The sequence below is a fragment of the Virgibacillus kimchii genome (assembly GCF_055379185.1).
In genome coordinates, this window is sequence record NZ_AP043951.1 from 656,524 (window position 1) to 681,749 (window position 25,226).

Below are 25,226 nucleotides of genomic sequence, written 5' to 3' on the forward strand. Positions count from 1 at the left end.
AATAGGAGAATGGAACAAAAAACTAGTTACAATGTAGCAATTCTAGGGGCAACAGGAGCAGTAGGAGAGACGATCCTAAAATTGTTGGAAGAAAAGAATTTTCCGGTTAATCAAGTGAAGTTGCTATCCTCCAAAAGGTCGGCAGGTAAGAAGATCAACTTTAAAAATATGGAAATTACAGTAGAAGAAGCCACTGCAGAAAGTTTTGATGGCATAGATATAGCATTATTTTCAGCAGGCGGTTCCATTTCCAAGAAGTTTGCACAGGAAGCAGTAGACCGCGGCGCGGTAGTAGTAGATAATACGAGCGCATTTCGAATGGATGAGAATGTACCGCTTGTGGTACCTGAAGTGAATAAAGAAGATATTAAAACTCACCAGGGAATTATTGCGAACCCGAATTGCTCTACCATTCAAATGGTGGCTGCTTTAAAACCAATACAGGATACACTTGGAGTAAGCCGGGTTATTGTATCCACATATCAGGCTGTTTCCGGTGCAGGTGCAGAAGCATTGAAAGAGTTGGAAGAACAGAGCAGGGACTTTTTGGATGGCAAAGAGCCTCATGCAGAGCTGCTTCCTGTAAAAGGAGATAACAAACATTATCCGATTGCATTTAACGCACTTCCTCAAATAGATGTATTCCAGGAAAATGGGTATACTTTTGAGGAAATGAAGATGATCAATGAAACGAAAAAAATTATGCATGCTCCGGAATTATCCGTAGCTGCTACTTGTGTTCGGTTGCCTTTCTTTACTTCCCATGCCGAAAGTGTATATCTGGAAGTTGAAAAGGATGGCGTTACCGTGGATGATGTATGGAAGGCACTGGAAAATGCTGAAGGAGTCGTTTTACAGGATGACCCGTCTACACAGACGTATCCAACCCCTTTAAGCGCTGAAGATAAAGAGGAAGTGTTTGTCGGGCGGGTAAGAAAAGATCCGGATCATGACAAAGGTTTTCATCTGTGGGTCGTCTCTGATAATTTAATGAAAGGTGCAGCATTAAATACGGTCCAAATAGCACAAGCATTAATTGAAGAATAAATAGCTCTTGCAATAGAGGTGGGAATATGCAAATTTTAGTTCAAAAATTTGGAGGTACTTCCGTACAGTCTGATAAAAACAGAACCCATGTCATAAAACATATTAAAGAAGCACTTAGGAAAAACTATAAGCTTGTAGTGGTGGTTTCTGCATTGGGAAGAAACCCGGATCCATATGCTACTGACACGCTGTTGGATCTGGTGGATTTTCCGGGCAATAAAACTTCAGAGCGGGAGCTTGATATGCTTATGTCCTGCGGTGAGGTCATATCATCAGTGGTACTATCCAATGAATTACGAAACCACCATATTGATTCCATTGCACTAACAGGCGCACAGGCAGGATTTATTACGACAGATGATTTTACCCGGGCAAAAATAAAGGAAGTAAAGCCACAGCGATTACTAAAAGAATTGGAAAACCATGATGTGGTGATCGTAGCAGGTTTTCAAGGACAAACGGAAGCCGGTGATATTACAACTATCGGGCGCGGCGGAAGTGATACAACAGCAGCGGCACTTGGCGCGGCTCTTCTGGCAGAACGTATTGAAATATTTACCGATGTCAATGGAATAATGACCGCAGATCCGCGGGTTGTTGAAAAAGCAAGGCCGCTTGATGTAGTGACATACACAGAAATATGCAATTTGGCATATCAGGGAGCAAAAGTCATACACCCACGGGCTGTGGAAATTGCCATGCAGGCTAAAATACCGATGAAGGTCAGATCCACATATGCTGATAATGGAGGGACACTGGTAACCGCTTCAAGAGAGCAGCAAAAAGGTAAGGATATCTCAGAAAGACTTATTACTGGTATTGCCCATATTTCTTCCGTTACACAAATCAAAGTACAGACGAAAGAGGAAGTGTATCGTCTTCAGTCTGAAGTTTTTAAAGGGATGGCTGAGGCCGGTATTTCCATTGATTTTATTAATATTTCACCAACGGGAGTGATTTACACTGTTCCTGATGCGTTGACCGAAAGAGCTGTCCATATTTTGGAAACATTGGGCTTTCAGCCGCAAGTCACGAGGAATTGTGCTAAGGTGTCTGCAGTCGGAGCCGGTATGACTGGTATGCCAGGCGTTGCTTCTAGAATAGTTCAGGCATTAACCGAACAGGAAATTCAAATTCTCCAATCAGCTGACAGCCACACGACTATTTGGGTACTTGTTCATAATGCGGATTTAAAAAAGGCTGTAAATGCTTTACATGATGTTTTCGGCCTGGGGGATCGATTGGTTGCTTCCAGAGTAAAATAAACCTTTTTTCATAAATGTTCTGTTACCTCATGATTTTGCCTATTCTTATCCAGGCGGTAAAAAGGCATCCAAGAAAGTTCACTTTATTTGAAAGAAGGCTGGTTAAAATGAACTTTGGTCAATTATTAACGGCGATGGTTACTCCTTTTAATGAGAATGGGGAAGTTGATTTTGAGCAAACAACTTTTTTAATTGAATATTTAATCCGGAATTCATCAGATGGGCTGGTGATAGCAGGTACTACCGGTGAATCACCGACCCTGACTGATGCTGAAAAAGTGGAACTGTATCAGCATGTTGTAAAAGTGGTTAATAACAGAGTTCCCGTAATTGCGGGAACAGGGAGCAACAACACAAAAGCCTCCATAAAATTGACCCAGGAGGCTGAAAAGTGCGGTGTCGATGCTGTTATGCTCGTAACACCCTATTATAATAAACCAAGCCAGTCGGGAATGTATGAACATTTTAAAGCTATTGCAGAAGCAACTTCATTACCGGTGATGCTGTATAATATACCCGGCCGTTCAGTTGTGAAAATGAATGCAGATACAATTATCCGTTTAAGCAAAATGGAAAATATCGTTTCTGTAAAAGAAGCTGCAGGGGATTTAGATCAGACTTCGGTTATCATAGAGAATACAAAAGATGATTTTAGTGTCTACAGCGGGGAGGACAGTCTGACTTTGCCGATGCTTGCCGTAGGTGCCGATGGTGTCGTGTCGGTAGCTTCACATATTATCGGTCAAGAGATGAAGCAAATGATTGAGCAATTCCAACATGGAAATGTGATTCAGGCCGGTACTTTACACCGGAAACTGCTGCCGGTAATGAATGGATTGTTTACTTCCCCGTCACCAGTCCCTGTAAAATCAGCCCTGAAAATAAAAGGGATGGATTCAGGCACTGTCCGTCTACCATTAATTCCTCTCACTGATCATGAACAAAAAAATCTAGAAGAAATCATTCAGAAAAGTATCGGCTGATCGACAGCCGATACTTTTTTTGAAGAGTAAATTGAAATTTCTTTTTCTATTATTGGAGAATATACATAATCGCAGCAGGTGTATCGTCGGGGCTGTGGAAAATAAATGCTTATTATTTATATCAGTGCATGGCAAGTCTCATTTACGTACATATTAAGTAACAGCAATACTAAAGAGGAGTGTTCGTAAATGAATAATAATGAAGAGAAAAAAGATACACAGCAGCCAAATGAAGGGCAGGATCAGCAACAGTCCGGCATTGTTCAGAAAATCCAGCAGCTGGGTCAGTCAAATGTTGCCCAGGCACCTGACTCTAATGTCCATGTATTGACTATCATCGGCCAAATAGAAGGGCATGTGCAGCTGCCTCCACAAAATAAAACGACAAAGTATGAACATTTATTGCCACAGTTGATTGCGATTGAACAAAATCCTAAAATAGAAGGATTAGTCATTTTATTAAACACTGTAGGGGGAGATGTGGAAGCAGGATTGGCGTTATCGGAAATGATTGGTTCAATGTCCAAACCGACAGTTTCCATCGTTTTAGGTGGCGGGCATTCGATCGGTGTCCCTATTGCTGTGGCAGCCAATCATTCTTTTATTGCACCTACTGCTACGATGACCATCCATCCTGTCCGATTAACCGGATTGGTTATCGGTGTACCGCAAACATTTGAATATCTCGATAAGATGCAGGAAAGAGTAATTGATTTTGTAGTAAATCATTCCAACATTGAAGAAGAAAAATTTAAAGAATTAATGTTTGCCAAAGGAAATTTAACCAGGGATATAGGGACAAATGTTGTTGGCACGGATGCAGTTGAATATGGATTGATTGACGGTATCGGCGGTGTGAAAGAAGCAATGGAAAAAGTCAATGAGTTGATTGATAAAAATAAAGAAACGAATGGCCGGGTGATACAATGATTTTATATACTCCATTATCACAGGAAGACGTTTTCCCAACTGCAAATGATGCATACAGCAACCGTCAATTTATGTCCTATGAAGGTAAATCAGTTTATGTGGAACAAAATAATGACGGTTCCTACCAGCTTTTACAACTGATGTCCACAGATCCCCAGGATTTTCTAAATGAAAAATTCACACCGGGCTCCATCTTATCATAAAGCATTTTGAGTGAAGAGTTTCTTTGCTTTTTTCTTTCCTGAATATGGTATAATATAAAATAACCCTTGCCATTTTCCCGGCAGGGGTTTAGTCTTTATATTAAAGAGGCATTCCAGCATAAGATGGGGTGGGCGAATGGCAAAGAAAAGAAAAAAAAGAAGTAATAAATTAAAAAAACAATTAAAATTTGAGTTATTAGGGTTGCTTTTTATCTTTCTGGCAATCTTTGGAAGTGGCGCTGGTGCAATTAGTGACGGTGTAATCCCAGGAGGGCTGGAACATATTTTTCGGTTCTTTTTAGGAATCTGGTATTTTGTTGCCCCGGTCATATTACTGATCACAGGGGTCATTTTAGTAGTGAAACGAAGGAAGCCGGATTTCTCCAACAGAAAAATGGCTGGCTTTTTAATTTTTTTTATTGGTCTTTTACTGATTACCCATATTCAAATATATGAAAGTTTAGTAATCAGCGAAAACATTTCGATCATTGCAACAACCTGGGACCAGTTTTTCAATTATTTAAGTGGACAGGCCTCTTCCCAAGTAATTGGGGGAGGAATGGCAGGAGCGCTTTTTTTCACTTTTTCCTATTATTTATTTTCCCTTGTCGGAGCCAAAATTGCAGCTGTTTTTTCCATGATTATAGGTGTAATGTTTATGACAGAGGTGTCGATAGGTGAATTTGTAAAGAAGTCCTATGAAAAAATTACAGCTTTGATCAGACAATTTATTGAAAAAGTAAAGCATTATAGATTGGAGAAAAAAGAGCGGAAAATAGAGAATGCTTCTGATCAGAGTCCAGTGGAAGAGGTATTGGCTGAGGAACGGGAAGAACCTTTTATTCAGGCATTTACGGATTCAACCTATACGCCGGAGGAACTCAAGCAGAATGAAATGGAAAAAGAAGAGCCAAAATCCAATGATAAGGATAATGAAGTATTGGACGAAGATATAATCGGTGAGATGACGATGGAAGAGACAGAGAACCGGGATTACATGCTTCCGTCATTGGACTTACTGGCAGAACCTGCTCATAACGCCCAGCATCAGGAAAAGTCCCAAATTCAGGGGACTGTCAGAAAACTGGAAAGGACGTTTCACAGTTTTGGTGTAAGGGCTAGAGTGACAAAGGTAAATGTTGGTCCTGCTGTAACTAAATATGAAATATATCCCGAAGCAGGCGTAAAGGTGAGTAAAATTGTTAGTCTTCATGATGATTTGGCGCTGGCGCTCGCTGCAAAAGACATACGTATTGAAGCACCGATTCCGGGAAAATCCGCCGTTGGAATTGAAGTCCCCAATCAGGAAATTGCCATGGTTTCATTAAAGGAAGTAATGGATCATACATTCACTCAGACTTCCAAACTATTGTTTGCGTTGGGTAGAGATATTTCCGGTGATGCAGTGGTTTCCGAGTTAAGTAAAATGCCGCACCTCTTAATAGCCGGTGCTACAGGAAGCGGTAAAAGTGTGTGTGTAAATGGTATTATTACAACTATTTTGATGCGGGCAAAACCACATGAAGTTAAGATGATGATGATTGATCCGAAAAAAGTGGAATTAAATGTTTATAATGGTATACCACACCTTCTTGCTCCGGTAGTTACTGATCCTAAGAAAGCTTCGAGAGCTTTGAAAAAAGTTGTTGCTGAAATGGAAAGAAGGTATGAATTATTTTCGGAAACAGGAACCCGAAATATAGAAGGTTACAATGAATATATTCGTAAATACAATCAGACATCAGAGGAACAACAGCCCAACCTGCCATATATTGTCGTGTTGGTTGACGAATTGGCTGATTTGATGATGGTTGCTTCCAGTGAAGTGGAAGATGCTATTACCAGACTTGCCCAAATGGCAAGAGCAGCAGGGATCCATTTGATTATTGCGACGCAAAGACCATCCGTTGATGTAATTACGGGTGTAATTAAAGCAAACATTCCTTCCAGAATAGCATTCAGCGTTTCTTCTCAAACAGATTCAAGAACCATACTGGACTCAGGTGGAGCAGAAAAACTGTTGGGACGAGGAGATATGCTGTTCATGCCTGTAGGTGCGTCAAAACCTACCCGTATACAAGGTGCCTTTTTGTCCGATGAAGAGGTGGAGCGGGTTGTTGATCATTGTATTGATCAGCAAAAGGCTTCATACCAGGAAGAAATGATTCCAGAAGATACGAGTGAAGTAGTGGATGAAGTGGATGATGAACTGTTTGATGATGCGGTTCAGCTTATTAGTGAAATGCAAAGTGCAAGTGTTTCCATGCTGCAGCGAAGATTCAGGATTGGGTATACAAGGGCAGCGAGATTAATAGATGCAATGGAGGACAGGGGAATTGTCGGGCCTTACGAAGGAAGTAAGCCCAGGACTGTTTTAGTGAGTCAATCACAGGAAGAAAAAACCTCATAACTAATTGAAACAGTGAAACCCGGCTTGCTTGCCGGGTTTCATTTGCGGGTTGAAAATGAGTAAATTTTTGATCAGACAACAAGTTTTTAAAATAAATATATAACCGAGCTATTTATTTATTCATCCAATAATGATATATTTATGTAGGATGAAAGTAATATGTCAGAGGTCAGACCTTTGTTGCTTGTCATTACATAATAAGGAGAGCGCCTATGTCTATCCGGCCTGATTCACGCCATTTATATTTACAGGTTATCGATCAATTAAAACAGGATATGAAGAATGGAAAGTATAAGGAGCGTGAAAAGCTGCCTTCTGAATATGAATTAGCCAAGCTGCTGGGCGTTTCACGTGCTACATTGAGAGAGGCATTAAGGGTAATGGAAGAAGAAGATATCGTATACAGGAGACATGGTGTCGGGACATTTGTAAATCAAAAACCCATTTTCTCTTCAGGTATCGAACAATTAAATAGTGTTACTGCAATGATAGAAAATTCAGGTAAAAAAGCAGGCACGCAATACATAAATACAGAGATTATTAAACCAACTGCTGATGACAGAGAGCAATTTGTCGATGAAGCGCTGCAATCTGTTTTGAAAATTGAACGTGTGCGCACTGCAGATAACAACCCAGTTGTATTATGCATTGATAAGCTTCCGCAAGGGGTATTGCTGCAAGATCATGTGAAAAAGGAAGAATCTTTATTTAAAACACTGGAAAAGTATGCAAACATTCATGTTTCCTATGCCCTGGCCAGGATTGAGCCTGTAAGCTATCAACAACGTATTTTCAAAATATTAGGATGTAACTCCAATCAGCCCTTGCTTTTATTAAAGCAATTACACTATACAGAAAGAGATGAGCCCGTTTTATACTCGGCAAATTACTTTCGATCCGATTTTTTCCGTTTTGAAGTATTACGGAAAAGAATGTAATGTGGACTATTATTATCATTTTAGGGGGTGGTGAGTAGCAGCGGGATATTAGGAAATACTAATGGGTGGTTTTGCCTGTGTTTTGATCAATTTATAAAAATGGGGGTTGTCAGTATGAAAAATCGTAAGTTTATTTTGTTCTTTGCATTATTATTAAGTTTGGGAATACTATTGGCTGCGTGTGGCGGTGGAGATGAAGACAATGGAGAAGCATCCGCTGGAGATGACGGTGCAGATGGTGAGGAATCATCCGCTGATTATGCTGTAGCGATGGTTACAGATGAAGGCGGGGTTGATGATAAATCATTTAATCAGTCCGCATGGGAAGGAATCCAAGCGTGGGGGGAAGAGCATGGTCTTGAAAGAGGAGAAGGGTTTGACTATGCACAATCCTCCGATGAATCAGACTATATGCCGAATATGACACGTTTAGTACGTAATGACTATGATTTGGTTTTTGGTATCGGTTTCCTGCTGGAGGATGCTATTACAAATATTGCAGAGCAAAACCCTGATTTGGATTTCTCTATTGTAGACACTGTTGTTGATGCACCGAACGTTGCAAGTGTTACCTTTGCTGAGCATGAGGGGTCTTTCCTTGCAGGGGTTGCAGCAGCAATGAAAACAAAAACGAATAAATTAGGCTTTGTAGGCGGTGTTGATTCAGATTTAATTAATAAGTTTGAAGTAGGATTTGTTGCCGGTGCCAAGTCAGTTAACCCGGACATTGATGTTGACGTTCAGTATGTTGGAGATTTCAGTTCTGCCGATGATGGAAAATTAATTGCAACACGCATGTATAACGACGGTGCAGATATCATCTATCATGCGGCCGGTGCAGCGGGCAATGGTGTGTTTGCCCAGGCAAAAGACTTAAAGCAAAACGATCCGGATCGTGATGTATGGGTAATCGGTGTAGACCGTGACCAACATGAAGAAGGCGAAATTGGCGATCATAATGTTACCTTTACTTCCATGGTTAAACGAGTGGATATATCAGTACAGGAAGTTAGTAATTTGGGTCTTAACGGCGAATTCCCCGGTGGAGAAGTTTTGGAATTCGGATTGGAAGATGAAGGGGTTTCCCTTGCCGATACAAATGAAGAAGCAATAACGGAAGAAATTGTCGATACAACAAATGACTGGAGAGAAAGAATTATTAATGGCGAGGTAGAAGTGCCGCAAACACATGATGAATTAGAAAATTTTATTGACTCCTTGTAAGCTATAATGAGGCTGTCCATTAATAAAGGGTCCAAAGACACTGAAGCGTAACGCATTTATCCAATTAATGACGCTTCATTGTAAAAGTTCCCTTTATGAGACAGCCTCATTGTTTTAGGAACGGAAAATTATATTCGATACTGTTCGAATAACAGGGGTGTCGTCAGTGGCCGGTAAAGCAAAGGCATCATTATATCCTTGTGCTTAGGCGATCAAGGGAAGTTATACATTTTTACTTAAGCACTTAATTGATCTACTTGTGGGTAAAGGAGTGACACTGTGATGGAATACGTTATTGAAATGCTGAATATACGTAAGGAATTTCCTGGGATTGTTGCAAATGACAACATAACCTTACAGTTGCGAAAGGGAGAAATACACGCTTTACTTGGGGAAAATGGTGCCGGGAAATCAACGTTAATGAACGTACTTTTCGGATTATATCAGCCGGAAAAAGGTGAAATTCGCGTAAACGGAGAACAAGTGAAAATAACGGATCCCAATATTGCCTATGATCTGGGAATCGGTATGGTTCACCAGCATTTTATGCTGGTGGAGCCTTTTACAGTAACACAAAATATCATTTTGGGAAACGAGCCGAAAAAAAACGGCAGAATAAATATTAAGAAGGCGGAGAAAGAGGTGCAGGAACTATCTGACCGTTACGGACTTCGTGTAGATGCCAAAGCCAAAATCAGCGATACTTCAGTAGGGATGCAGCAGCGTGTAGAAATACTAAAAACGCTTTATCGCGGGGCGGACGTCCTCATATTTGATGAGCCAACCGCAGTACTTACACCACAGGAAATTACTGAGCTGATGGAAATAATGGAATCGTTAATTAATGAAGGAAAATCGATTATTCTAATTACACATAAGTTAAAAGAGATTATGCAAATCTGTGACCGCTGCACTGTAATACGAAAAGGTAAAGGGATAGGCACAGTAGATGTAGCTGACACAACAGTAACAGAACTCGCCTCTTTAATGGTGGGAAGAGAAGTGAGCTTTGAAACAGAAAAAGAACCTGCTTCTCCCCAGGAGACAGTATTAAATGTAGAAAGTCTTGTTGTCAAAGATTCGCGAAAAGTTGAAAGAATAAAGGGACTGGACCTTGATATTCGTGCCGGAGAAATTGTAGGGATAGCCGGCATTGATGGGAATGGCCAAACTGAACTAATCGAAGCCATAACCGGCTTAATAAAAACAGAATCCGGAAAAATTACATTAAATGATAAAGACATTACTAATCTATCACCGAGAAAAGTTACTGAAAGCGGAATTGGTCATATTCCGCAAGACAGGCACAAATTCGGGTTGGTGCTTGATTTTCCAATAGGAGAAAATATAGTGCTGCAAACCTATTACCAAGAACCATATTCCAAAAACAAAGTATTGAATTATAAGGAAATTTATAAAAAAGCAGAAAGTCTGATTGAAGAATATGACGTGCGGACCCCCAGTGCATACACCAAGGCACGAGCATTGTCAGGAGGAAACCAGCAAAAAGCTATTGTAGCAAGAGAAGTAGACCGTTCTCCTGATTTATTAATTGCTGCCCAGCCCACAAGAGGACTTGACGTTGGTGCGATTGAATTTATTCATAATAAATTAATTGAAGAAAGAGACAAGGGGAAAGCAATTTTATTAGTCTCTTTTGAACTTGATGAAATTTTAGATATAAGTGACAGGATAGCAGTGATTTTTGACGGTAAAATAGTTGCTGAAAGAAAACCGGAAGATACAAATGAACAGGAGCTTGGTTTATTAATGGCCGGGAGCTTTAAAGAGAAGGAGGGTGGGGAGTCGTGACTTCAAACAAAACATTTAATATCCTTGTCCCCATCATATCTGTTTTCATCGGATTGCTGGCTGGCGCGGTTATTATGCTTGTCTTTGGCTACAATCCAATCGAGGGCTATGGTGCCTTATGGGAAGGGGCTTTTGGGGATGCCTATTTTCTGGGTGAGACTGTCCGTCAGATAACGCCGTATATATTAACAGGCCTGGCTGTAGGTTTTGCTTTCCGTAGTGGATTATTCAATATCGGTGCAGAAGGGCAAGTAATTGTCGGTTGGCTGTCAGCAGTGTGGATTGGTATAACGGTAGACGCCCCCATGTACATTCATTTACCTCTGGCTGTTCTTGTTGCAGGTTTAGCTGGAGCAATTTGGGGATTTATACCGGGTATTTTAAAAGCACGTCTCGGTGTCCATGAGGTTATTGTAACTATTATGCTGAATTATATTGCGTTATACAGTTCCAATTCAATTATAAGAAATGTATTGACTGACAGTGCAAACAGTACGGATAAAGTTGCGGAAACAGCTTCGTTATCTTCAGCTTGGCTGCAGTCATTAACTTATTTTTCCCGGATGCATTACGGGATATTAATTGCCTTGTTTGCAGCTGTCATTATGTGGTTTATTATTGAGCGCACCACCATTGGGTACGAATTGAAATCAGTAGGTTTTAATAAGCATGCTTCCAAATATGCAGGAATGAGTGTAAAAAGAAATATTGTATTGTCAATGGTAATTGCCGGTGCTTTTGCCGGCTTGGCAGGTGCTATGGAGGGGCTGGGAACATTTGGAAATATGACGGTAAGCGGTGGTTTTACTAACCTGGGCTTCGATGGAATTGCGGTTGCATTATTGGGTGCAAATACTGCTCTTGGTATTGTGCTTGCAGCCATTTTATTTGGTGCTTTAAAAGTAGGAGCTTTAAATATGCCGACAGAAGCCGGCGTGCCAAATGAATTAGTGGACATTATTATCGCTTTAATTATTTTCTCTGTTGCGTCCAGCTATATGATCCGATGGGTCATACTTCGCTTTAAAAAGGAGGAGAAATAAATGGGATTTATTGACTTATTGCAATCAATTATTCCTCCTGCCCTTTTCTTTTCAGCTCCTTTAATATTTACGGCTTTAGGCGGGGTTTTCAGTGAACGTTCAGGAGTTGTAAATATTGGATTGGAAGGTCTCATGGTGATGGGGGCGTTTGTAGGAGTGGTTTTTAACCTTACATTTGCAGATGTATTTGGTGTCTGGACACCTTGGATTTCCATTATTGTGGCTATGCTTATAGGAGCTTTGTTTTCCGTTATCCATGCTGTGGCAGCAGTCAGTTTTCATGCAGATCAGGTAGTCAGCGGAGTGGCCATTAATTTTCTCGCTTTGGGGTTGGGGATATTTCTAACAAAGCAATGGTATGACAAAGGACAGACCGATATGGTATCACAGCCATTCTACACAAGAGATATACCAGTTCTTTCCGAAATACCAATTATAGGAGATATATTTTTCTCGAATATGTATCTGACTTCTTATTTAGCGATCATTCTGGCATTTGCTGCCTGGTTCGTATTATATAAAACGCCGTTCGGATTGCGTTTAAGAGCAGTGGGAGAGCATCCGATGGCCGCAGACACAAATGGTATCAACGTATATAAAATGCGGTATATTGCTGTTATTTTGTCAGGAGCATTAGGCGGTCTCGGTGGTTCTGTGTTTGCATTGACGATTGCACTTAATTTCTCTCATGCAACTATTGTAGGCCAAGGATTCATGGCCCTTGCAGCAGTTATTTTCGGTAAATGGCATCCATTAGGAGCCATGGGTGCTGCGTTATTCTTTGGATTTGCCCAAAGCTTAAGTGTCATCGGCGGAGGGATCCCTCTACTTGCTGATGTTCCACAGGTATTCCTGTTAATTGCTCCTTACGTGCTGACGATCCTGGCCCTTGCAGGGTTTATTGGCAGGGCGGAAGCTCCCAGAGCAAATGGTCAGCCTTATATTAAAGGAAGCAGATAAAAATAAAGGCTTAAGCTCGGGGTAAGTGGGGTAAATATCGCATTTCGGACTGCCGATGCTATTCCCCCCCGTTGATTGAAAATCTTTAAACAAAAAAACCGACTTGCCGGAAAATATTAGCAAGTCGGTTTTTTATCATCTATAATGGTTTTACATATACTTCATAAATATGTAAAGAATAAAAAGGAAATAAGCAAATACCGGGAGGATGTTTCATGACGGCTATTAAAGAATATGTAAGCAGGCAGGATGGATATCAGCTCCATTTTGTAAAAAGCAATAAATTTAAAACAAATTCAATTACCGTGAAGTTGAAAGCCCCGTTAAACAGGGATACGATTACTTGCAGAGCATTGCTTCCCTATGTTCTGAACCAAGGCACGAATAATTATCCCGGCAAACAGGAATTGCAACGGAAACTGGATGATTTATACGGCTCTGTGTTGGGAATAGGCGGAAGCAAGAAAGGCGAACATCATATTATTACTATTCGAATGGAGTTGGCAAATAGAAAGTTTATTCCGGATAACCTGGATATTATGAATGAAGGTATCGATCTGGTGCATGACATATTATATAATCCTTTTACGAAGGATAATCGTTTTGATGAGTCTATTTTTAACAGGGAAAAAGATACACTGAAACAAAAAATCAATGTACAAAAAGACGATAAGATGAATTATGCCAACATGAGACTTATTGACGAAATGTGCAAAGGGGAAAAGTATCAGCTGCACGTGCATGGTTATGAAGAAGACCTTGAGCTCTTATCAAATGAAGACTTGTATTCCTATTATGAGAAGATGATACAGTCGGATCAGATGAACATTTATGTGCATGGTGATTTTGATGAGAAGGAGGTAACAAAGAAATTTGCTGAAGTCTTCCAACGGGAAGGAAGTACTGCATCAGAGGAAGGTGCACCAGAGAACCACCAAACTGTAAAACAAAAGGAAGTAATAGAAAAAGAGGAAATCCAACAAGCGAAGCTCCACATTGGATACCGTACAAACATCACCTACCGTGATGCAGACTATTTCGCGCTGCAGGTATTTAATGGCCTATTTGGCGGTTTTCCCAGCTCTAAATTATTTATTAATGTAAGGGAAAAAAACAGTCTTGCTTATTATGCCGCATCCAGACTGGAGAGCCAAAAAGGACTGTTGCTCGTTTTTAGTGGGATCGCTCCGGAGGATTTTGAAAAAGCGAGAGACATTATTAAACAACAAATGGAAGCAATGAAGGATGGCGATTTTACAGAGGAAGAGGTAACAGAAACAAAAGAATTAATTGTCAACCAACTGCTGGAAACAATGGACCATCCGCAGGGCATCATTGAATTATTATATCAGCAGGTGTTGGGCGGTATTACACGCAGCCCTGAAGAATTAATTGAAAATATTAAAAAAGTTACAAAACGAGATGTAATAGATGCCGCCAATAAAATTGAAGAAGATACACTTTATCTGCTGACCCGGGAAGGGGGAATATCTCATGCATAAGCAAACTTACAGCCATATTGATGAATCAGTCTATTCAAAAAAACTGAATAATGGTTTAACTGTTATCTTGCATCCGAAAAAAGAAATGTCAAAAACATATGCATTATTTACGACAGACTACGGATCCACCGATCTAACTTTTGTGCCTATTGGAGAGCGGGAAACAATTACTGTACCGGAAGGAATCGCACATTTTTTGGAACATAAACTCTTTGAAAAAGAAGACAGGGATGTTTTCGCTGATTTTGGAAAGCAGGGAGCTTCCCCAAATGCCTATACTTCTTTTACCAAAACAGCCTATTTATTTTCTGCAACCAATCATATTGAAAAAAACGTAGAGACGTTGATTGATTTTGTTCAGGATCCATATTTCTCCGAGGAGTCCGTTGAAAAAGAAAAGGGCATTATTGCTCAGGAGATCAAAATGTACGATGATCAACCTGATTGGCAGTCTTTTATGGGGACCATAAAGGCAATGTTTAAACATCATCCTGTAAATATAGATATTGCAGGAACAGTTGAATCCATCCATTCTATAACAAAAGATGATCTGTATACGTGTTACAACACTTTTTACCACCCGGAAAATATGACATTGTTTATAACCGGTAATTTTAATGAAGAGACAATGATGACATTAATTGAAGAAAACCAAAACAATAAGGATTTCAAAAAAATGAATAATATTAACCGCAATTATCCGGATGAACCGAACGAAGTAGCAGTGAAAGAAAATAAGATTAGCATGCCTGTTTCCATTCCGAAGTGCACCATCGGCATTAAGGAATCGACAAAACCTCTAAAGGGAGATGCGTATTTAAAACAAGATCTTTTGTTGGATATGGTGTTGGATCATTATTTTTCCAAGGGCGGTTCATTTTATCAGCAGTTGTATAATGAAAAACTGATTGATGCAAGTTTTTACTTTGAATCCAATCTTGAAGGAAATTTTGGCTACACGCTCATTGGTACAAATACAAAGGATCCGGAAAAATTTGCTGAAAGAGCAAAACAGCTATTGAACTCCACAAACAAAGAAGTGTTTAGCGAAGAAGATTTCTCGCGGATGAAAAAGAAGAAAATCGGACGGATTCTGCGCTCAATGAATTCCCTTGAATTTACAGCCAGCAAATATACCCACTACCATATGCTGGATGTTGACTTTTTTGAAATTGTTCCTGCCATCGAATCACTAACATTGGATGATGCAAATAAATTTGTGCAGAATTGGATTGATGAAGACCGTCTTTCCATTTGCACGATTGCTGCAGAATAAGGGAGTTTCAGGTAATGGGGAAAAATGTATTAATTATTGGTGCGAGTGGTGACATTGGCACAGCCATTGCAAAACAGCTTGCAAATGAGGGATACACATTACTGCTGCATTATCATACAAATAGGGAACCGATCGATACGTTAAGAAAACATATAGACGAATCAAAAGTTTTAACTGTACTGCAGGCAGATTTATCTGAAGAAACTGCAGTGAAAAAATTATTAACCGAGTTAGTTTTTCCTGTGGACAGCATAGTTTTTGCAAGCGGATTGGCTCATTTTGGTGTATTTCAAAATACTCCCGAGCCAATGATGGATAAAATGATTAATTTGCATGTAAAAGCTCCGTGGATGATTGTTAAATATTTGCTGCCGCAAATGATCAAACAGCAATTCGGAAATCTCATTTTCATCACCTCCGTATGGGGAGAACAGGGAGCAAGCAACGAAGTAATTTATTCATCTGTAAAAGGAGCCCAAAATAGTTTTGTAAAGGCTTTGGCTAAGGAAACAGCTCCTTCAGGGGTTTCCGTCAATGCGGTGAGTCCCGGATTTATAGAAACAAAAATGAACGGACATCTGCCTGCAGGGGAAAAAGATGCACTTATTTCAGACATACCGGCAAACCGAGCCGGCAGACCCGAAGATGTTGCAAATGTAATCTCTTTCCTATTGGATCAAAAATCCAGCTATATTCAAGGGGAAATCATTAACGTCACCGGCGGGTGGTAAATATTGTCCGCAAATATATTAACCCTTTCCGGATCGAAAAGTATATCACTTTGCCTTCATGTGTATAAAACACCGGGAAAATCAAATACTATACATGTAAAACTTTGAAGGAGGCAAGGTGTATGTCAGTACTTGATAATTTTGAATCATGGAAAGGTTTTTTGGCGAACAAACTGCAGGATGCCCAGCAGCAGGGAATGAGTCAGCAAACGATAGAAAGTGTGGCGGAAGAAGTAGGTGACTATCTCGCACAAAGTGTTGACCCAAAAAACAGTGAGGAAACCGTACTGCGGGATTTATGGAATGCTGCTTCCGAAGAAGAACAGCAGGCAATTGCAAACACAATGATTAAACTTGTACAAAATCAAGGCAACATGAATCAATAAAGGAAAAGAAGCTGCTTCCGGAAAAGCGGCTTCTTTTTCATTATTTCCCGATAACTGTAACCTTCCGCTTTTCATAGCAGTGAAAATCATTTATTATAGACTTATATTGCATTATAAAAGATGTTTGGTTACCATTAATAAAGTATGGATAATGGGAGGATATTTATGGAACGAACAGAATGGTACTTGGAATATGAAATAAAGAAAAACCGGCCCGGACTTTTGGGAGATATATCCTCTTTATTAGGAATGTTATCTATAAATATAATTACAATTAATGGTATTGAAAAATCGAGAAGAGTCATGCTGATTCTTTCTAAATTTGATGATAATATAAAAAGGCTTCAATCAATACTGGACACCATGGATACGATTGAAGTTAGAAAACTCCGTAAACCGAAGCTTCGTGACAGATTAGCTGTGAGACACGGACGATACATACACATGGATGTGGATGACAGGAAATTGGTCCGGTTTGTAAGGGATGAACTGGGTCTGTTGGTCGATTTTATGGCAGAATTATACAAACAGGAAGGGCATAAATTAGTGGGGATTCGCGGCATGCCCAGGGTGGGGAAAACCGAATCCGTCGTAGCAGCAAGTGTTTCAGCCAATAAGAGATGGCTGTTCGTTTCCAGTACATTACTTAAACAAACGATACGCAGTCAGCTTGTAGCAGGAGAATATAACGAAAATACTATTTATATTATTGATGGAGTTGTCTCCAAAAGCCGGGCAAATGAAAGGCATTGGCAATTAATCAGAGAGGTTATGCAGCTCCCATCCATTAAAGTAGTAGAACATCCGGATATTTTTGTTCAGCAGACGGAATATGATATGGAAGATTTTGATTATATTATAGAACTGCGAAATCATAGGGAAGAGGAAATCACTTATGAACACGTGGAGAGACAGCAGTTCAACGAGCAACAGGGGTTTTCGATGTTTGATTTTTAGCACTTGCCTGCATAATGCTATCGTGTTGATAGCGGCAAGTCAAGTTTGATTAAAAATGGATGGTGTTTGTTATGGAAATAGGAGAAAGACTGAAAGAAGCGAGGAAAGAAAAAAATATATCCCTGGAAAGTCTGCAGGAAACGACGAAAATTCAAAAGCGATATCTCGTAGCAATTGAGGAGGGCAACCTGCAGGTATTACCCGGAAAATTTTATGCCAGGGCATTTATTAAGGAATATGCAAATGCAGTGGGACTGGACCCTAATGAATTACTGGAAGAATATAAGGAAGAGGTTCCAAAAACCGAAGATGAATCTGAAGTTCAATATAGCAGAATGCAGCGTACCAGAAAAGAAAGCAGTTCAGAAAAAAGTAATGCCATATTTTCATTAATTCCGACTATAATTGTCATATTGCTCGTGATCGGTATTTTCTTTGCTGCCTGGTATTTCATTCAGCTGGCAATGGCAGATGATGATACGGATTCACCGGAAGAACTGAATGATAATGAAGAAATTATTATAAATAATCCGGAAGACGAAGCTGATGATAATGACGAAGCCGGGCAGGATGAAGCAGAAGAAACTGAAGATACCAATGGGGATACCAGTGAAGGTGCAGAAGAAGAAGCAAATGAGGAAGAATTGGAAGCCGAGCTTACCCTTGTTGATGATGAAACAAGTGGTACAAGTTCCACATTTGATTTAGATCAGGCAGGAGATGAAGTGACACTTACATTGGAGTCAAGCGGGAGCACTTGGCTGGACGTCGAAAATGATGCAGGAGATGCTTTGTTCAGTGGTATGTTCTCTGAGGATCAATCACCTGTTGAATTGGATGTATCCGATGAGGAGAGGGTATATTTTAATATAGGAAATGCGGCTGATTTATCAATTTCCTTTAATGATGTTGAGTTGGAGTATCCGATTGATCCAGTTGAAAATGTGGTGCAGCGTATATGGGTAAATATAAATAATTAAACTGAATCATTTATAACCCTTCCGAATTGGTTAGATTGGAAGGGTTTTATACCTTGTCAGGCATAAAAGTATACATCTTTTTCTTTGTGAGAGAGCCGGGCTGATGGTAAGCCTGGTTAAAGGCAACTTTGGGAGGAAAATATGACATGAATATACCGAATAGATTAACTTTATCCCGAATATTAATGATCCCTATTTTTATTTTGCTGCTGACACTCCCTTTGGAATGGGGGGCATGGAATGTTGGAGAGAGGGAGCTGCCGATTGCCCATTTTATAGCAGCTTTGATTTTTCTGATAGCTGCTGCAACCGACTGGGTTGATGGTTATTACGCAAGAAAATATAATCTTATCACCAACCTTGGCAAATTTTTAGATCCGCTTGCCGATAAATTGCTTGTTGCTGCTGCTTTAATTATGCTCGTGGAAATGGGAACAGCCCCGGCCTGGATTGTTATTATCATTATCTCAAGGGAAATGGCTGTGACCGGACTCCGACTGGTAGCGGCAGGTGAAGGTATTGTCCTTGCTGCAGGAAGCATGGGAAAATTAAAGACAGCAACCCAAATGATTGCGATTGCTGTTTTATTACTGAATAATTTTCCATTTTCTTATATAGGCTTTCCGTTTGGAACCATCATGCTGTATGCTGCTTTACTATTTACCGTTATTTCAGGATATGACTATTTTGCAAAAAATTGGCATGTAATGAGGGATTCAAAATGACAAAGCAATACAAATCGGAAATTATTGCCGTCGGAACGGAATTGCTATTGGGACAGATTGCCAACACCAACGCCCAATGGATGTCCTCAGAGCTTGCGAAATATGGAATTAATGTTTATCACCATGTAGTAGTGGGAGACAATTTATCACGTGTGTTACATGCATTCCAGCTTGCTCATAGCAGATCGGATATCATTATCGTAACCGGGGGGCTCGGACCTACAGATGATGATATGACAAGAGAAGCATTTCAGTCCATGACCGGATTGGAATTAGTGGAACATCCTCCTTCCATGGAGAATATAAAGGCTTTTTTTGAAAGACAAAACGCAGTAATGACACCGAATAATCGCAGACAGGCACGAGTGTTCGAGGGAGCAACGGTATTACAGAACAAAGTGGGAATGGCTCCGGGAATGATTACAACTTATGAAGGAAGAACCTGGGTATTTTTGCCGGGGGTGCCAAGGGAAATGAAATCATTGGCACGTCATGATGTATTCCCTTATTTGCAGCAATTGACCGGTCAGGAAGAAATCATTCAATCAACTATATTGAAATTTATAGGTATCGGAGAATCCAAGCTGGAACACGATTTGCAGGATATCATTAAGGAACAAACGAATCCCACCATTGCACCGCTCGCCCAAAATGACGGTGTCGTATTACGGCTGACAGCAAAAGCCGGTTCCACAGAAGAGGCAAATTACTTAATAGAACGAATGAAAGAGAGAATTTTAGAAAGGATAGGGACATATTATTACGGTGCTGATGAACAAACAGTTGAGCAACGTGTTGTCTCCATGCTTAAAAATAATAATATGACACTGGCTGCTGCAGAGAGCTTAACCGGCGGGATGTTTACAGAAAAGCTCGTCTCAGTGGAAGGCGCATCCCGGGTATGCCGTGGCGGAATCATTGCTTATGATGAAAATGTGAAACAACAACTTTTGGGTGTATCTGCTGAAACACTTCGCCGATCGGGAACCGTCAGTGAAGCCTGTGCAATTGAAATGGCATCCAACGTATATAAAAAGCTTCAAGCCGATATTGGTATAAGTTTTACCGGTGTAGCGGGGCCTGTTCAATCGGAAGGAAAGCCGCCCGGAATGGTATTCATTGCTATATGTGACCGTAAAGGCAATCAGGTGAGTAAAGAATTTTCGTTTCAGGGAGACCGGAATACAATTAGAAGAAGGGCAATGTTAAAGGGTTTCGAACTTTTATTAAATCTTTTAAAAAATGAAGGAAAATAAAAATCTGTTCAATGAAGGAAAATAAAAATCTGTTCCCTGATTTTATATAAATATTGAATTTCACTTGCCTTTTAACAGATGAATATTTGATTTCAGCAAAAAAATAACAAGAAAAACACAAGAACATCCATTCGTGTTTTTCTTGGCAAATGAAGAAAAACATAGTATGATGTACTTAGTTAAAAAAAGGAGGAAGTCATTTTGAGCGATAAAAAACAAGCATTGGATATGGCGTTAAGACAAATAGAGAAGCAATTTGGCAAAGGGTCCATCATGAAGCTCGGTGAGCAGGCAGAACAAAAAATTGCAACGATCCCAAGCGGTTCCCTTGCATTGGACGTAGCATTAGGCATAGGCGGATATCCGCGTGGCCGGGTAATTGAAATCTACGGACCGGAATCTTCAGGTAAAACAACGGTTGCGCTGCACGCAATTGCAGAAGCCCAGCGAAAAGGCGGACAAGCTGCCTTCATTGATGCAGAGCATGCACTTGATCCCGGGTATGCCCGTGCTTTAGGGGTGAACATAGAAGAACTACTGCTGTCCCAGCCTGACACAGGAGAACAGGCATTGGAAATAGCAGAAGCACTTGTGAGAAGTGGTGCTGTAGATATGGTAGTAGTGGACTCGGTAGCAGCACTTGTGCCGAAAGCGGAGATAGAAGGGGAAATGGGCGACTCCCATGTTGGTCTCCAGGCAAGGCTGATGTCCCAGGCATTGCGTAAATTGTCAGGGGCAATCAATAAATCAAAGACGACAGCAATTTTTATTAACCAGATCCGTGAAAAAGTTGGTGTGATGTTTGGAAATCCGGAAACCACTCCGGGAGGCCGTGCGCTTAAATTTTATTCCTCCGTCAGGCTAGAGGTCCGCAGAGCGGAAACCTTGAAGCAGGGAAATGATATGGTTGGTAACAGAGCAAGAATAAAAGTGGTGAAAAACAAAGTAGCCCCCCCATTTAAGCAAGCCGAAGTGGACATAATGTACGGGGAAGGCATATCCAAAGAAGGAGAGATTCTGGATATCGGTTCCGACCTGGATATTGTCGATAAAAGCGGTGCATGGTATTCCTACAATGGAGACCGGCTTGGACAGGGACGGGAAAACGCCAAGCAGTATCTGAAGGAGAATAAGGAAACAATGGCAGAAATACAGCAGGCAGTCCGCGACCACTATAGTATGGATGAAGAAGCCGAGGAAACGGATGAGGAAGCAGCTGAACAAGGCAGATTGAATGTATAGAAAATATTAGAATGATAGATTTGGGACAATTTTTGAAAGGTTGGGTAGGCGGGTAAATGCTTACCACACCGAAACGAATTGGGGCTCACACTTGAAACAGCTGCAAACTATGTGAAAACAGCGCGTATATTCCAAGAGAGTCAATCAGATAGTGAATTCACGATCGGCATCCGCTGAACGTTGGGTATCACTATCTTTCTTTTTTTATGAAGGAATTACATAATCGTTTTTTACTAAGCATCCGAGTATTAATAAAAATATTTTATCCTTTATTAATACAGGACGCTAACCTGTTGATTTGAAGCGAAAGATGGCGACTTCAGAAATGCGGTAAATACTCGCTCCACCATAAAGATTTGCGGGCGCAGCGGCAGCCGAAAAGCAGCAGCATAGCAAGAAGGCTGAGGCAGAGCCCGTGGCAAAGAACACACTGTGAAAACGAGTTTGAATCAATGTTGCACTTGTACCTGTGGTAAAAGCGCCTGTCTTGAGCGAAATCAACTTTGTTCGGATTTCAATACTTACTTATCTATTATGAAATTTATTCGGATATGTATTTCTTATATTCCATCACTTTTCTGTTGTTTCAGTAAAAATGTCTGATTAAGTTGTGACGTTTCCTTGACATTCCCAATACAAACAATTACAATTGAAAATGTATAAATATAATTTATATTATATGATTTATTTATTGTTATTTATGCACTTGAACATGTTACATGCCGACAATAATGAATTGTAAAACAACTTTATAGCAATAGGAGGTGAAATCATGGACAATCCTATAATCATCTCCATTTTGCTTGCTTTAATCCTAGTCGTCGGTATTGTTGTTGGTTATCTGATTCGTAAATCTATTGCGGAAGCCAAAATATCAAGCGCGGAAACTTTGGCGAAGCAAATAGTTGATGAAGCACATCGAAATGCAGATGCCGCTAAAAAAGAGGCACTTCTTGAGGCGAAGGAAGAGAATCACAGGCTTCGTCAGCAAACTGAAGAAGAATTGCGTGAACGAAGATCTGAAGTACAGAAGCAGGAAAATCGTCTGATGCAAAAAGAAGAGAATCTGGACAGAAAAAGTGAAACACTTGATAAGCGTGAACTTATGTTGGAAGGAAGAGAGCAATCACTAACAGAAAAACAACAACAAATTGAAGAAATGGAAAGCAAAGTGGAAGCTATGCTAAAAGAGCAGCAAACCGAGCTTGAACGCATTTCAGGATATACTACAGACCACGCAAGGCAGGTTATTTTAGAGCGAATGGAACAGGAAGTAGCGCACGAATCAGCTTTATTAATTAAAGAAGCTGAAAATCGGGCAAAAGAAGAAGCCGATAAAAAGGCCAAAAATATTCTTTCGCTGGCTCTTCAACGTTGTGCTGCAGACCATGTTGCTGAAACGACCGTATCTGTTGTGAATCTCCCAAATGATGAGATGAAAGGCCGGATCATCGGGAGAGAAGGACGCAATATTCGCACACTGGAAACCTTAACAGGCATTGACTTGATTATCGACGATACCCCCGAGGCGGTTATACTATCAGGCTTTGATCCAATCCGGAGGGAAATTGCCCGACTGGCTTTGGAAAAACTGGTTCAGGACGGCAGAATTCATCCTGCAAGAATTGAGGAAATGGTGGACAAAGCCCGAAGAGAAGTTGATGAATATATAAGGGAGATCGGTGAGGAAACCACCTTTGAAATTGGTGTGCATGCATTGCACCCGGATCTGATTAAGATACTTGGTCGTCTAAAATATCGTACAAGCTATGGACAAAATGTCCTGAAGCATTCGACAGAGGTTGCTTCTCTTGCAGGATTACTTGCAGCAGAATTAGGAGAAGATGAGACACTGGCAAAAAGAGCCGGATTACTCCATGATATCGGTAAAGCAATTGACCATGAAGTAGAAGGAAGCCATGTGGAAATCGGTAAAGAATTGGCAACGAAATATAAAGAACATGAAGTCGTTATTAACTCGATCGCATCCCATCATGGGGATGAAGAACCGACATCGGTAATCTCCGTGCTGGTAGCTGCGGCTGATGCTCTTTCTGCAGCCAGACCGGGTGCACGCAGCGAAACTCTGGAAAACTACATTAAGCGTCTGGAAAAGCTGGAAGAAATATCCGAGAAATTTGAGGGTGTGGAAAAATCATTTGCCATTCAGGCCGGCAGGGAAATCCGCATTATGGTTAAGCCCGACGAGATTGATGACATCGAATCGGTGAGAGTTGCCAGGGATATAAGAAAACGTATTGAAGATGAACTGGATTATCCGGGACATATTAAAGTAACTGTAATCAGGGAAACAAGATCAGTTGAATATGCAAAATAAAGCGGAGCCCTCGTGCTCTGCTTTTTTCTGTCTCGAACGTATCCCTGCTTTTCGCCTTATTGAAAGGGGACGGAACGAGGGTGAATAACAATTTGGTTCTTCTATTTATTTTTGACAATAACTGACGGATGTGAAAAACTTAAAGTAAAACAGAATAGGATGAATGCATTCATGAAAATATTATTTATAGGTGATGTAGTCGGCTCTCCGGGCAGAGCGATGATAGAAGAATATTTGCCTAAATTAAAAAGTAAGTATAAACCCAATCTGACAATTGTAAACGGAGAAAATGCCGCCTCGGGAAAGGGCATTACAGAACCGATTTATAAACAACTGTTGGGCTGGGGTGCCCAGGTAGTTACGATGGGCAATCACACATGGGACAAGAAAGAAATTTTTCAATTTATAGATGACGCTAAAAATTTGATCCGGCCGGCAAATTTTCCGGAAGGGAATCCGGGAAAAGGGCTCACTTTTGTCAACGTAAACGGTACGGAAGTGGCTGTAATAAATATGCAAGGTCGTACATTTTTACCTCCGATTGACGATCCTTTTCGAAAAATGGATGAATTAATTGAAGAAGCAAAAAAAAGAACCAGTATTATATTTGTGGACTTCCATGCAGAAGCAACGAGTGAAAAACAGGCGATGGGCTGGTATGTTGATGGAAGAGTAAGTGCTGTTGTTGGTACACACACGCATACACAAACTGCTGATGAACGAATCCTGCCGGGAGGAACCGCCTATATAACAGATGCAGGTATGACTGGCCCGTATGATGGAATATTAGGGGTGGAGAAAGACGCTGTACTAAAAAGATTCTTAACTTCCATGCCGGTACGTTTTGAAATTACAAAAAAGGGAAGACATCAATTAAATGGTGTACTAATTACATTGCATGCTGAAAATGGGAAGGCAGCGGATATTAAACGAATTCAAATCAATGATGACCACCCTTTCTTTTCTTGACTAATTGAATTTTTGGAATTATTAATGCATAATAAAGTAATAAGCCAAC

22 protein-coding genes are annotated in these 25,226 nt (G+C 40.4%); all 22 read left to right on the top strand.

Annotation, left to right across the window (positions count from 1 at the left end; all coding sequences use genetic code 11):
- Nucleotides 1-9 precede the first annotated feature (9 nt).
- Nucleotides 10-1,047, top strand: a complete 1,038-nt coding sequence (locus ACZ42C_RS03360; protein ID WP_461181318.1) for an aspartate-semialdehyde dehydrogenase — start codon at nt 10-12, stop codon at nt 1,045-1,047.
- A 26-nt stretch (nt 1,048-1,073) separates the two neighbouring features.
- Nucleotides 1,074-2,312 carry an aspartate kinase gene (gene dapG, locus ACZ42C_RS03365; RefSeq protein WP_461181319.1) on the top strand — a complete coding sequence of 413 codons (1,239 nt, stop codon included), beginning with the start codon at nt 1,074-1,076 and terminating at the stop codon, nt 2,310-2,312.
- 107 nt (nt 2,313-2,419) lie between these two features.
- The gene (gene dapA, locus ACZ42C_RS03370) at nt 2,420-3,295 is read left to right on the top strand and encodes a 4-hydroxy-tetrahydrodipicolinate synthase (protein ID WP_461181320.1); all 876 of its coding nucleotides are present in this window, start codon (nt 2,420-2,422) and stop codon (nt 3,293-3,295) included.
- Nucleotides 3,296-3,484: 189 nt separating this feature from the next.
- Nucleotides 3,485-4,225 (top strand): ClpP family protease, encoded by a 741-nt coding sequence (locus ACZ42C_RS03375; protein ID WP_461181321.1) that lies wholly within the window; start codon nt 3,485-3,487, stop codon nt 4,223-4,225.
- Complete coding sequence (locus tag ACZ42C_RS03380) at nt 4,222-4,428, top strand: YlzJ-like family protein (protein ID WP_461181322.1); 207 nt, start codon at nt 4,222-4,224, stop codon at nt 4,426-4,428. Before ACZ42C_RS03375 ends, ACZ42C_RS03380 begins: the two co-directional genes overlap by 4 nt.
- Nucleotides 4,429-4,564: 136 nt before the next feature.
- Nucleotides 4,565-6,838, top strand: coding sequence for an FtsK/SpoIIIE family DNA translocase (locus ACZ42C_RS03385; RefSeq protein ID WP_461181323.1), 2,274 nt, complete (start codon nt 4,565-4,567; stop codon nt 6,836-6,838).
- Between the two features lie 212 nt (nt 6,839-7,050).
- Nucleotides 7,051-7,776, top strand: coding sequence for a GntR family transcriptional regulator (locus tag ACZ42C_RS03390; protein ID WP_461181324.1), 726 nt, complete (start codon nt 7,051-7,053; stop codon nt 7,774-7,776).
- A 114-nt stretch (nt 7,777-7,890) separates the two neighbouring features.
- Entirely contained in the window at nt 7,891-9,000 is a 1,110-nt protein-coding gene (locus ACZ42C_RS03395) for a BMP family lipoprotein (protein WP_461181325.1), read from the top strand.
- A 282-nt stretch (nt 9,001-9,282) separates the two neighbouring features.
- A complete protein-coding gene (locus ACZ42C_RS03400; protein ID WP_461181326.1) occupies nt 9,283-10,812 on the top strand; it encodes an ABC transporter ATP-binding protein in 1,530 nt (509 codons plus the stop codon).
- Nucleotides 10,809-11,855, top strand: coding sequence for an ABC transporter permease (locus tag ACZ42C_RS03405; RefSeq protein WP_461181327.1), 1,047 nt, complete (start codon nt 10,809-10,811; stop codon nt 11,853-11,855). The genes ACZ42C_RS03400 and ACZ42C_RS03405 overlap by 4 nt, the downstream gene beginning before the upstream one ends.
- The gene (locus tag ACZ42C_RS03410) at nt 11,856-12,815 is read left to right on the top strand and encodes an ABC transporter permease (RefSeq protein ID WP_461181328.1); all 960 of its coding nucleotides are present in this window, start codon (nt 11,856-11,858) and stop codon (nt 12,813-12,815) included. It begins immediately after the preceding gene.
- A gap of 215 nt (nt 12,816-13,030) precedes the next feature.
- Nucleotides 13,031-14,317, top strand: coding sequence for an EF-P 5-aminopentanol modification-associated protein YfmF (yfmF, locus tag ACZ42C_RS03415; protein WP_461181329.1), 1,287 nt, complete (start codon nt 13,031-13,033; stop codon nt 14,315-14,317).
- Nucleotides 14,310-15,593, top strand: coding sequence for an EF-P 5-aminopentanol modification-associated protein YfmH (gene yfmH, locus ACZ42C_RS03420; protein ID WP_461181330.1), 1,284 nt, complete (start codon nt 14,310-14,312; stop codon nt 15,591-15,593). The genes yfmF and yfmH overlap by 8 nt, the downstream gene beginning before the upstream one ends.
- Nucleotides 15,594-15,607: 14 nt before the next feature.
- Complete coding sequence (gene ymfI / locus ACZ42C_RS03425; protein ID WP_461181331.1) at nt 15,608-16,324, top strand: elongation factor P 5-aminopentanone reductase; 717 nt, start codon at nt 15,608-15,610, stop codon at nt 16,322-16,324.
- 122 nt (nt 16,325-16,446) lie between these two features.
- Nucleotides 16,447-16,710, top strand: a complete 264-nt coding sequence (locus ACZ42C_RS03430; protein WP_461181332.1) for a DUF3243 domain-containing protein — start codon at nt 16,447-16,449, stop codon at nt 16,708-16,710.
- A 165-nt stretch (nt 16,711-16,875) separates the two neighbouring features.
- On the top strand, nt 16,876-17,667 hold the full coding sequence (locus ACZ42C_RS03435) for a DUF3388 domain-containing protein (protein ID WP_461181333.1): 792 nt from the start codon (nt 16,876-16,878) through the stop codon (nt 17,665-17,667).
- 71 nt (nt 17,668-17,738) lie between these two features.
- A complete protein-coding gene (locus ACZ42C_RS03440) occupies nt 17,739-18,647 on the top strand; it encodes a helix-turn-helix domain-containing protein (protein WP_461181334.1) in 909 nt (302 codons plus the stop codon).
- A 146-nt stretch (nt 18,648-18,793) separates the two neighbouring features.
- Nucleotides 18,794-19,372 (top strand): CDP-diacylglycerol--glycerol-3-phosphate 3-phosphatidyltransferase, encoded by a 579-nt coding sequence (gene pgsA, locus ACZ42C_RS03445; protein WP_461181335.1) that lies wholly within the window; start codon nt 18,794-18,796, stop codon nt 19,370-19,372.
- Nucleotides 19,369-20,628 carry a competence/damage-inducible protein A gene (locus ACZ42C_RS03450; RefSeq protein WP_461181336.1) on the top strand — a complete coding sequence of 420 codons (1,260 nt, stop codon included), beginning with the start codon at nt 19,369-19,371 and terminating at the stop codon, nt 20,626-20,628. The genes pgsA and ACZ42C_RS03450 overlap by 4 nt, the downstream gene beginning before the upstream one ends.
- Before the next feature lie 201 nt (nt 20,629-20,829).
- Nucleotides 20,830-21,870 (top strand): recombinase RecA, encoded by a 1,041-nt coding sequence (recA, locus tag ACZ42C_RS03455; protein WP_461181337.1) that lies wholly within the window; start codon nt 20,830-20,832, stop codon nt 21,868-21,870.
- A 772-nt stretch (nt 21,871-22,642) separates the two neighbouring features.
- Nucleotides 22,643-24,208 (top strand): ribonuclease Y, encoded by a 1,566-nt coding sequence (rny, locus tag ACZ42C_RS03460; RefSeq protein ID WP_461181338.1) that lies wholly within the window; start codon nt 22,643-22,645, stop codon nt 24,206-24,208.
- Nucleotides 24,209-24,379: 171 nt separating this feature from the next.
- Entirely contained in the window at nt 24,380-25,177 is a 798-nt protein-coding gene (locus ACZ42C_RS03465) for a TIGR00282 family metallophosphoesterase (RefSeq protein WP_461181339.1), read from the top strand.
- The last annotated feature ends 49 nt before the right edge of the window (nt 25,178-25,226 follow it).